General features: G+C 59.8%; 8 protein-coding genes and 4 pseudogenes. 10 read left to right on the forward strand and 2 right to left on the reverse strand.

Going from position 1 to position 10,763, the window contains the following annotated elements; translation table 11 throughout:
• Window positions 1-81: 81 nt before the first annotated feature.
• The gene (locus GCT19_RS30870; RefSeq protein WP_375791996.1) at window positions 82-303 is read right to left on the reverse strand and encodes a hypothetical protein; all 222 of its coding nucleotides are present in this window, start codon (window positions 301-303) and stop codon (window positions 82-84) included.
• 542 nt (window positions 304-845) lie between these two features.
• Here GCT19_RS30870 and GCT19_RS43625 point away from each other — a divergent pair.
• The 4 genes and pseudogenes from GCT19_RS43625 to GCT19_RS43630 all read left to right on the forward strand — a co-directional run.
• Window positions 846-1,151: a hypothetical protein gene (locus GCT19_RS43625; protein WP_018435037.1), complete on the forward strand. Its 306-nt coding sequence runs from the start codon at window positions 846-848 to the stop codon at window positions 1,149-1,151.
• Window positions 1,152-1,406: 255 nt separating this feature from the next.
• Complete coding sequence (locus GCT19_RS30885) at window positions 1,407-3,032, forward strand: hybrid sensor histidine kinase/response regulator (RefSeq protein WP_018435038.1); 1,626 nt, start codon at window positions 1,407-1,409, stop codon at window positions 3,030-3,032.
• Window positions 3,029-3,661 (forward strand): response regulator, encoded by a 633-nt coding sequence (locus tag GCT19_RS30890; RefSeq protein ID WP_018435039.1) that lies wholly within the window; start codon window positions 3,029-3,031, stop codon window positions 3,659-3,661. The genes GCT19_RS30885 and GCT19_RS30890 overlap by 4 nt, the downstream gene beginning before the upstream one ends.
• 419 nt (window positions 3,662-4,080) lie before the next feature.
• Window positions 4,081-4,293: pseudogene (locus GCT19_RS43630) on the forward strand (IS6 family transposase); the annotation flags it as partial.
• A 281-nt stretch (window positions 4,294-4,574) separates the two neighbouring features.
• On the opposite strand, the gene GCT19_RS30900 reads toward GCT19_RS43630, so the two are convergent.
• Window positions 4,575-5,681: an IS5 family transposase gene (locus GCT19_RS30900; protein ID WP_375791997.1), complete on the reverse strand. Its 1,107-nt coding sequence runs from the start codon at window positions 5,679-5,681 to the stop codon at window positions 4,575-4,577.
• 282 nt (window positions 5,682-5,963) lie between these two features.
• Here GCT19_RS30900 and GCT19_RS44840 point away from each other — a divergent pair.
• From GCT19_RS44840 to GCT19_RS30930, 6 genes and pseudogenes are all read left to right on the forward strand, one after another.
• Window positions 5,964-6,371 (forward strand): annotated as a pseudogene (locus GCT19_RS44840) (IS66-like element accessory protein TnpA).
• A complete protein-coding gene (gene tnpB / locus GCT19_RS30910; RefSeq protein ID WP_018438246.1) occupies window positions 6,311-6,739 on the forward strand; it encodes an IS66 family insertion sequence element accessory protein TnpB in 429 nt (142 codons plus the stop codon). Before GCT19_RS44840 ends, tnpB begins: the two are co-directional and overlap by 61 nt.
• 100 nt (window positions 6,740-6,839) lie before the next feature.
• Window positions 6,840-8,355 (forward strand): annotated as a pseudogene (tnpC, locus tag GCT19_RS30915) (IS66 family transposase).
• A gap of 149 nt (window positions 8,356-8,504) precedes the next feature.
• A pseudogene (locus tag GCT19_RS43635) lies at window positions 8,505-8,794 on the forward strand (IS5/IS1182 family transposase); the annotation flags it as partial.
• 662 nt (window positions 8,795-9,456) lie between these two features.
• Entirely contained in the window at window positions 9,457-10,041 is a 585-nt protein-coding gene (locus tag GCT19_RS30925; RefSeq protein WP_152854009.1) for a hypothetical protein, read from the forward strand.
• A gap of 495 nt (window positions 10,042-10,536) precedes the next feature.
• On the forward strand, window positions 10,537-10,763 hold a 227-nt coding region (locus tag GCT19_RS30930), incomplete at its 3' end, for a transposase (protein WP_152854003.1).

Genomic DNA, 10,763 nt, shown 5'->3' on the forward strand with positions numbered 1-10,763 from the left:
GGACAAAGCCGTGACCACGCTTCGGTCGTCGACATCCGGCACTCGCGGTCGACAAGCACATCCAGCCGAGTTCTTCGAACATCATCGCTTGCGCTCAATGCACGACGCGGAAGAACAAAATTGCGCCTTCGGCTGCGTCAGGCCCGCCTTGAAGTAGCCTTCCAACCGGTCGGCGGTCACTTCGTCGAGAATGAAGGGCGGGTGAATGTAGCCCGCGGCGAATGCCTGGTCGTACCAGTCGCTGAGCCACGCGCGAAGTTGGATCATTTCCTTCGGCAGAATGCTCAAGGCATCGTCGTGCATATTTCTTTCCCCGGCTCGCTGAACGATGAGGCGGCGGTGAGAAGACGTGCCACGTGGCATTGGCATGGCGAGAGAGGTAGACCGAGCACGCACCGGTCGGCCGACCCATCTGTATGCGCGCGCGGCATGTTCCCGCGTGAAACGAAGTGGTCCAGCAGGCGGACAAGCGCCCAGTAATCGCGCGTCGGGCCAACGAGCTTTTCGTGTTGAGAGCGCAGCGATGTGTAGGCCGCCATGGTTTTCCCCTCGATCTACGATGATTCGATGGTATGGCGATCGGAGCGGGCGTCCAATCGGAGCCGGACGAATGTTGTCTCAGGAAGCGCTGGTTGAGGCCGTCAGGACTTCCTGAATCGGATCGCCCTTGTGCGGCAGAAGTTGAAGGTTTACCTATCGGCGGGCTTTCTGCGCTAATGGCGTCAGGATGTCCTGACGCGTGATTCAGGATCTCATACCCTGATTTTGCAGTAAGCGCTGAATGCGGTAGGAAGTCTCCTAGTCGATAATGAACATGAAGACATGCAACGTCGACTTGACGAATTATGATGGGCTATCTGTCGGAGAGGGAGAACGTCGTCTCGCAGATCGACGCGATATGTCTGCGACTGTTCGACACTTGGTGCGAGACGCGCAGCTTGACGGCGCTTGCGTATCTGATGCTTTGCTGGCCATTGCGCGACAGTAGCCCCAGCGCGCTCAGGCGCCTTGGCGAAACACTTCGCGATTTGCGGCGGAATCACGCGAATCGGATCGACGACTGTGACTTCCGCGCGCTCTGCGAAGTGGCAGATCTGATCGACGAATTGGCCGCGCCGCGCAGAGTCACGCTGATGGCGCGGGCGGAGTAGGGAGAGAAAATGCAAGCATAAGCGCAAAATTCGTGGAGCGTGCGGCGGATTTGACGCTGCGGTGCGCGTTGTCGCAGCGGACCTTGAAGCCGGCAAGGGCGCGTAGACTAGGCTCTGGATCGAGGTCCAAATATTGGACTCCCACAATGGCGGCACTCGCGCGAATATTTGGGATAGGAGCCGGTTCGCGTGAACCTGTGAGTGGAAAGCGATCTTGCAACTCGTGGAGCGGTATCTCGAAGGAAACACCGCATCATGACCGATTTGGCCGCTTTAGTCGCGCACAAGGGCACGATTCTTATCGTCGACGATACGCCGGGGAATCTTGGTGTGATTGTCGACAGCTTCGAGGCGCACGGCATGCGGGTGCTGACGGCGCTCGATGGTACGGAAGCAGTCGAGCGTGCGGTCTTTGCGCAGGCGGACGTGATCCTGCTCGAAGTGGAGATGCCAGGCATCGACGGCTTCGAGACCTGTCGACGCCTCAAGCACGATGAGCGCACGCGTGACATCCCGGTCATATTCATGACCTCGCTCTCAGGCGACGCGGACCGCGTCGGAGGTTTTTTGGTGGGCGGCGCCGATTACGTAACCAAGCCGTTACGTGTCGATGAGACGCTGGCTCGCGTTGGCGTGCACCTTGAACTGCGGATGACGCACAAGCAGGTGCTCGCGCAGAACCACCTGCTGCTCGCGGAAGTAGCCGTGCGAAAGAAGACGGAAGCGGTGCTATCGGCAGCGCGCGACGATCTGGAGCACCGCGTCTCGTTGCGCACCGAAGAGCTCGCGCATGCCAACACGAGCTTGCTGGCGCAGATCGACGAGGGGAGGCGTGCAGACGCTCGTCTCAAGGAAAGCGAGGCTCGCTTTCGCGCGATTGTCGAAACGAGTCCGGTGCCGCTGTGCATCACGTCGATTCCTGACGGACACATCCTGTACACAAACCGGCCGCTGCGTGAGCTCTTCGGTATGGAAGAAGCCTCGTCCGCCAATATCGACGATTTCTATGCCGAACGTGGCGAGCATGAGCGTCTGATCGAGCATCTACAAACGAAGGGTGGCTTGCGCAATACAGAAGTCAAATTGCGGCGTCTTGACGGTACACGATTCTGGGCGATGGTGACGGCACGCGTTGCGACTTACGACGATTCTCCGGCGATCTATGTTGGCCTGAACGACATCACTGGGCGCAAGCAAATGGAGCAGGAACTCGTCGAATCGCGCCAGGAGCAGCGCGAACTGTCCGCGTATATGGAGGCGATTCGCGAAGAAGAAAGAAGGCGCATTGCGATGGAAGTTCACGACGAACTGGGTCAATTGCTGACTGCGCTCAAGATGGACGTGTCTCTGCTCAAGATGCGCATAGCGCACGACCCGGAAGCCTCGAAAAAGGCCGATGATATGCGTCAACTGATCGAAGGCACGATCTCGATGGTGCGCAATGTCGCGAGTCATTTGCGGCCCGCCGCGCTCAACTTCGGAATTGCGTCTGCCCTTGAATGGCTTGTCGACGAGTTCAACCTCCGGAATGCTATTGTGTGTGAATTGCGCATCGAAGGCGGAGAACCCTCGCTGTCCGATTCACATGCCACGGCTTTGTTCCGCATCGCACAGGCGTCGCTGACGAACGTCGCGCGGCATGCCGACGCCACACATATCGAGGTGACGCTTGTTTCGACAGCGGCGAAGCTCCTGCTGCAGGTGCGTGACGATGGCCGCGGCTTCGACCAGCAAGTCGTGAGGGGCGACTATTCATATGGCCTGCTCGGCATGAACGAGCGCGCGCGGCTGATTGGCGGATCGCTTTCAATCGACAGCGCGCCGGGCGCGGGCACCATGGTTTCGATTCACATTCCGCTCGATGGCGGACTTCGAACATGATCAGGATACTCATCGCAGACGATCATGCAATCGTCCGTGGTGGACTCAGACAAATCATAGCTACTACGAGCGATATCGTCGTTGTGGCGGAAGCGGCACAGGGGTCAGAAGTGATCGATGGGTTGCGGTCGCGGGCAGTTGACCTTTTGTTGCTCGACATGACGATGCCAGGCATCAGCGGTGTCGTCCTGATTCGCAGAGTACGGGCGGAACATCCTTCATTGCCGGTGCTCGTGCTGAGCATTCACGATGAGGCTCAGGTCGCGTCCCGCGCGCTGCGCGCGGGAGCGACGGGGTATCTGACCAAGGACAGTGACCCGGAAGTGCTGCTCGCAGCGATCCGCAAGCTCGCGGAGGGCGGGCGTTTCCTCGACCCGAAGCTCGTCGATGCAATGGTCTTCGATACTCAGCGCGACGACGTGCCTCCTCATAAAGTACTGTCGGATCGCGAATTCCAGGTGCTGCAGATGCTCGCGGCGGGCAGGAGCATCAATGAAATCGCCGAGACATGTACGCTCAGTGCGAAAACTATCAGTACACACAAGATGCGATTAATGCGCAAACTCGGGCTGTCCAACAACGCCGAGTTGATTAGATACGCGATCCGGCATGGGCTGATCGTCGAGTAGAAGGATGCTGGCAATCTCCTGATGAAATGAAGTTACGAGTGGTCGTCAGCGAGTTCGCACGCATTTCTCTTGCCGCGCGGGCGACATTGAGGGCGCTAAGGATGGCTGGCGCAATGGATTGTAAGAAGTATCTGCCAGCGATTCACATTTCGCGACCGGGTAATCGGATTTTACCGCTCCTACGGATATTGCTCCACGGAATTGGGATTTGACTTGGACCGGTAAGCCTTTGCTTGCATCCAGCGGTGATCCGCGAAATGCCGATAACGTCCGTCAAGCTCAGTCACGCGTTTGGCCTGTATCACGATGGCGCTACGTCGCTGAGTGGCGCTAGATAATGCAGCGCTTCGATACCGTCCAAGGGTGATTCCCCCAAGTTCACGGTAAAACGAGCGGCGGCCGGGATGACCGTTTGGCCAGCCGAGATTCCCGAACCGGCTTACGTCAAGCACGCCTTTGTCAAAGCCAGCGCGCGGCTTAATAGCCGTGCCGAAAATGGTAATCAGCCGAACGTTAACGCGAGCGACGCATGCGTGGCTTTCGCGATCCTGAACGCGCGCAAACAGCTCGCAGCACGCTTCACCGCGTGGCGGCGTTTGGCAGACATCACCGAAGTTCCGTCCGCTTTCTGAGCCAGCGTTTTCCCTCCCCGCTAGGTTAGACCGTGGCCAGGAGATCCTGAGTCACCCCACGCACCACACGTTCGAGCCCGAGAGTTCAACTAGAACCCGGACAGCAGATTGCATCGAAGTCCTAGCAGGCTGTTGAAAAGCGCCCCGTCACGACACCGAAGCTACGTTCAGGAGACTTGCGCGTGCAATTTCCCGCTGAATTACCGGTTTGCCGCGCGATCCGCGCGGCGCATGCGCACGCATGCCGCCCTGCTGGCGCGCAGTCTTCACGCCGTGACCGCTCATCGCGCCGCTCCTTGCGGCACCACCCCTGGCATTCGGGCCATGCGGGTCAGATTGCTGGCAACCATCGTCAGCTTGAAGTGCTGGTCGACGCGCTTGATACCGCGATAGACCGTCTGCCGGATCCGACCGACCGTTTTACCCCAGCCGAAATGCTCTTCGATTCGTTTGCGGATGATCTGGCTAATCCGGTAGCCCGCGTGCCGCGAAGTGCGGCCGTCTATTGCGCTGCCGCCCCAACGCTCATCGTTGCGCGCGACATGCGGTGTCACGTTGCGAGCGCGGCAATCGTTCACGAAGTCGCGGGTGTCATACGCCTTGTCGGCACCAACTGTCTTCGCATGAGCGCCTGGCACGCGATCGAGCAATTGCAATGCGCTGGCCCGCTCGGCGAAGCCATCTGCGTGACTGACCACGGCGCCGACCACCAGCCCCGAGCGATTCTCCATCAGGATGTGCCCGTGGTAGCACAGGATGGCCGGGCTCTTGTGGCTCTTCTTGAACAATCGCGCCTCCGGATCAGTAGTCGACTCGTGCGTGGCATTGCTACGTCGCTCGCCTTTCCAGTCAGTGTCGGCGTTGCGGCCACCGCTGGCTGGCGGACCATCGTCCGGGCCGTCCTTACGGCGGAAGCTCTTGTGACTGGCCCACGCCTGAATCAGCGTGCCGTCCACCGAGAAATGGTCTCTCGACAGCAAGCCCCGCTTGTCCGCCAGGCTCATGACTTCGGTGAAGAACGCTTCCACGACTTCATGCTCCAGCAACCGGTCGCGGTTCTTCGAGAACACCGAGTGGTCCCACACGGCGTCCTCAATCGCCAGCCCGACAACCCAGCGGAACAGCAGGTTGTAGCGCATCTGCTCCATCAGCATCCGCTCGCTGCGCACCGAGTAGAACACCTGTAACAGCAGCTCCCGCATCAGCTTCTCAGGCGCAATCGAGGCACGGCCGGTGTCCGCGTAGATGACGCTGAACAGCCCGTTGAGCCGTTTCAACGCGTCATTCACCAGCAACCGAATCGGTCGCAACGGGTGATCTGCCGGGACGAAGTCCTCGAGCTTGACCGTCGTGAACAGGGGTTCCTGCATCTCATCCATTCCGCGCATCGCATCCGCTGCCAAAGATCATGAACATCCATAACGCCCGTCCCTCAAACCCCGTTTACACGGGACCCAAATTCAACAGCCTGCTAGAGTTCATCTGGCTCGTTTGACAGTCTGGATATACGGAAGCAGTCGATTACCAGCGTCGCCACCACTTGAAAGAAAGCCTGATAAACCGGGCGCGACCATATAAGGTGTAAAGTAAGCGCGAAATAAGGCGCACCTAGCCTCCGTAGTCGGGAAGATGCAAGCTGCGCCCGCAGACTTGGATTGCGGACGCAGATAATGACCGACACTGACTTTGACTTTTTCCCCTGCGGGTGATCCGGACATGTGCTGATGGCAAGCATGGATCCAACCCGGAGGGCAAGCGCAAGCTGATCGAGGCCTGCCGCCTGCCTGGCGCATCGCTGGCAGGCTTGTCGCTGAAGGCCGGGGTGAATGCGAACCAGTTGCACAATCGCGACAGTCGTCACAATCGACGACGCGGCCCCGGCGTTGGTCCCAAGGGGAGCTGTGCCACCCGCATCGGAATCGACGCCACAGCGTGAACCTTCTCGTCCTTCGCCGCGCCCGGCATCGCTGGCGGGCCTGTCGGCGACGCTTCCCAATGGGGATCTCGTTGAGCTCGAGTGTACCGGGCGCGACGCTTCACTCGTGACGGCGATGACCGCAGCATTGCGAGCGCGCTGATGTTCTGCTTCGATACGGAGCTGCGAGTCTATCTGTACCGCGAGCCGATCGACTTCAGGGCTGGGATCAACAGCCTCGTCAACCTGGTTGAGCAGTCGATGCAGATCGATCTGCTCGCACGCGCCGTGTACGCGTTCAGCAACCGGCGGGCTAACCGCATCAAACTGTTGCTGTGGGAGCGTGGCGTCCGACTGATGCTGCGCCGCCTGGAAGCAGACCGGTTAGTGTGGCCGCGCCGGCAGCAGGCCGTCATCGAACTGACGACCGAACAGCTGCATTGGCTGCTTGAGGGCATCGACACTGAAGCGGTTCGTCGACATCCATCCCGCCGCTATCGGCCCGAGACGATCGACACAAAGCTTGATTGATATCAAGGCGGCACGTAAACCTGTTTCGGCGGTTGCATCGCTATCGTGAGAGGCATGGACACACATCTTCTCTGGACTTCCGCCGGCCGCCCAAGCCTATATCCGTGAGCTTTGAGCAGGGTACTGCTGACCTGGCCCCCCGCATACAGACCCTCGACGAGCAGTTGGGGCTTGCACAAAGCCAGCGCTTTGCGCCCCGCAGTGAGAAGCTCACGGATCGCGTGTTCAACGAAGCCGAACAAATGGCCCAGGCCTAAGACGACGCTGATGACGCGTTCGCGCTGCCTGACACCGGACTGCCGCAAGTCAACGAGCCGGAAGGCGGCAAGCGTGGGCGCAAACCGCTGCCGGCCAACCTGCCGCCCCAGCGCATCGAATACGACGTGCCTGAGGACCAGAAGATTTGCGCCTGCTGCGGTCACGGTATGCACCGCATGGGCGAGGATAACAGCGAGCAGTTGCACATCGACGTCAAGGCGTCGGTGCTGCAACAGGTGTGGTTTCAAGTACGCATGCCGGCATTGCGAGCGCCACGCAGACCGCACGCCGGTCCTGATTGCGTCGATGCCTGCAGGCGCTGCCGGGCAGCAATGCCAGCGCGTCGGTGATCGCCACCGTCACGGCCGGCAAGTTTGTCGACGGTACACCGCTGTACCGGATGGCAGACGTATTTGCGCGCGCAGACATTCCGGTAGGCCGTGGCACACTGGCCAACTGGATCATCCGGCCCGCCGAGCTGCATTACAGCCGCCTGTACGCAGCGCTGCGTAAGACGCTGCTCTCGCAGCCGCTGATTCACGGCGACGAAACCACGGTGCAGGTACTCAAGGAGCCTGGCAAGAGCGCGCAGAGCAAGAGCTATATGTAGGCGTACCGCAGTGCCGAGGACTGCGGGGAGCCGGTGGCGCCAGCCGGAGCGCAGTCAGGAACATCCGAAGAGGTTCCTCGCGGGCTATAGGGGCTTGCTCATGAGCGACGGCTACGCTGCGTGGCGCACGCTCGAAGGCCCAACTCACTTCGGCTGCCTGGCCCATGCGAGACGGAGCTTCGTCGACGCGCTCAAGGGGCAGAGGAAACCCGGTTGCCGCGTAGCGCAGGCACTCAAGTACTTTGAGGCACTGTACTAGGTCGAGCGGCTTGCCAAAGGGAATCGGCCTGAAGGCGAGACGCGTATCGGCTACATGTACCGCCTGCGCCAGCAGCACAGTGTTCCATTGCTCGAAGCATTCAGGAAATGGCTCGATGAGCAGACCCCTGAGGTGTTGCCCGAGAGCCTGCTGGGCAAGGCAATTGGCTATACACGCAACCAGTGGGAATACCTGAGCCGCTATGTGGCAGATGGGCTTGCCCCGGTAGACAATAACGTCATGGAACGCGATATCCGCCCCTTCTGCACTGGCAGAACTTCGGGGCTGTTCAGTGACACCGTTGCCGGAGCAAAGGCGAGCGCCATGGTGTACAGCTTGATCCGGACCTGTCGGGCCTGCGGCGTCGAGCCCTATGCGTACCTCGTACACGTGCTGACCGAGTCGCCGCAACGCGCGCCGGATGCGGACATCAGCGATCTGCTGCCGTTCAACTATGCGAAGCGCAGCGCCGAGTCGAAAGCGAGCTGACACACAAGACGCGCGCAGGCCGCCACGTCGGCGCACACTCCCCGAACACAATTGGAAACATCGCCGGTCAATATCGACCGTCGCGATGGGGGCTACTCACGCGTGCAGAATGCAAACGATTCCTCATTCGCTGTGCTAAATCTAGCGCTTACGGTGTAGAGGTATTGATCACGGCGACGCGTCGGAGGACGCCGGTAATTAGGACCCGCTCGATGCCGGGCAATGCGCACGACGGTCATCTCATGGAAGAAGCGCTGGACTACGCGGCGATTCTCAGTGACGTCCAACCTGAAATCGTGATCGTCGACCGTGGTTGCCCGGGGGCGCCGAACCGGACAGCGTTAGGGTCTACCACCCCGGTCTGCGCCGTGGCATCACGCGAACGTTGCGCGTCATGATCCGGCGGCGTAGCGCGATTGAGCCGACCATCGGGCATATGTAGACGGATGGCTCGGTAGAACGCACTTCCAAACGATTAAAATATTAAACAATCGTTATGGCATTAAAAAAACGTTTTATATCAGTGTGACTGGTAATTAGTGATATCGTGGCATTTATTTTGCACAGTATCAGAATCCGAGGTTTAGACCTTGTGCGCGGCAACGAATTTGCGCAGTTATAGGCATCCCCGTCTGGCGCTCGATGGCCTTCGTTGCCGACGTGGATGATGGCTAGTTGACGAGTGTTTTACTTACAAAGGAAGGCATGAATTTCTTTCGCGAAAACGTTCTCCGCGCTGTGTTGCTGCTATGCGTTCTTTGTGCAGGATCGGCTCATGGCGATTTATCACTGTCTGGGACTCCGCCGGACCCGATGCGGTATTGACCAGCATAATATCCTATACAGGAACTGTCACGCTTGAAAAGGCCAATGACTTGGTTTCTGCGTTGGAACAACGCCAATCACGGGCAATGCGGGCCACTGAAAATCAGTGGCACAAGATTGTCGCGCTGATCTGATGAGGTTACCTGCCGGCGGGACGTCATAGACCCGCGAGGCAGTTCTGGGCGGCAATGGGCGTACTTGCATGGATTCGACCACGGCTGAGCCGTGCGAGGGCGTGCGCGTCGCGTTCTATCGGGCAACACCTACGGAGGCAGCATGACCTGCATTGTGGCGCTGACAGATGGCAAGAAGGTTTACATGGGTGCGGATTCGGCAGGATCGGGGGGGGCCATCACCGTGCGCGCCGACCCCAAGATTTATCGGGTGGGACCGTTCCTGATCGGCTTCACGACATCCTTCAGGATGGGGCAGCTTCTGGGTCATAGTCTGACCGTCGCGCCGCGCCCTGAGGGCACCGATGTGTTCGCCTTCATGTGCACGACGTTCATTGAGGCGGTACGCGCTTGCTTTACCCGCGGCGGATTCGCGCGCAAGGACGGTGAACGCGAATCGGCTGGCACTTTTCTGGTTGGGTACATGGGGCGTATCTTCCAGATTCGCGGCGATTATCAGGTTGCTGAGCGCGCCGTGAACTTCGATGCCTGTGGTAGCGGCAAACAGGCGGCGCTGGGCTCACTGCATACCACCGTCGGTGTGCCGATGCGGCCGGACGTCAGACTCGAACGCGCTTTGGCCGCGGCGGCAGAATTTTCAACGGGAGTCCGTGGCCCGTTCCGGATCGAAGTGCTGGACGGGCAGACCGCTCAACGATCGGTCGAAGAAGAGGTAAGCGACGTTTGATCTACCAGCCGCTCACTTACGACGAATGGGTGATGGTTGAGCCGCTCTTCGGTTCGCAGACACTTGGCCTTGGCCGTCCGCGCGTCGCCAGTCTGCGGGCTGAAAGCCATCGTGCATGTGCTGACCAAGGAATGCCGCTTGGGGCATCTGCTGCAGAACCTCGGCTTCCCGTCACACATTACCGCCCGGCACAACTCCAAGCGCTGGCAGCAGAAGGGCACGATGGACGTCGTGCTTGCGGCTCCCGGGGTCGCTCGGTCGCGTACTGAGGCCGAGCCATGCCCAGAAGGCGGTCGGCGTACACGTCGCGCGCGGCGGGAATGAAGATCTTAGTCACGGTGCGGTACGAAAACCCCTTCGCCGAACAGCAGGCAGGTTCTCCGGAGGATCAAGATGGTGCAACTGAAAGTGGCTAAAGGCGAGAATGAGCTTCCCCTGAAATTTCGCCTTCCAGCAGGTCGTGTGTAAACTCGACCCAAAGGAAGGAAAGAAGAGATGTTCAAGGTACCAAAACAGGCGTACACGCCGGAGTTCCGGGCGGCGGCCGTGCAACGAGTCAAGGACGGGCAAGGCGTAGGCGCAGTGGCCCGCGAGTTGGGCGTGTCGGAGCAGACGCTGCGCAACTGGGTGAAGGCCGAGCAGGCCGGCAAACTGAACGGTCCCGGAGCGAAGGTGGTCACGCCCGAGCAGATGGAGCTCTCGCGGTTACGCGCCGAGAACAA

Source organism: Paraburkholderia atlantica (assembly GCF_009362785.1).
GTDB lineage: Bacteria > Pseudomonadota > Gammaproteobacteria > Burkholderiales > Burkholderiaceae > Paraburkholderia > Paraburkholderia atlantica.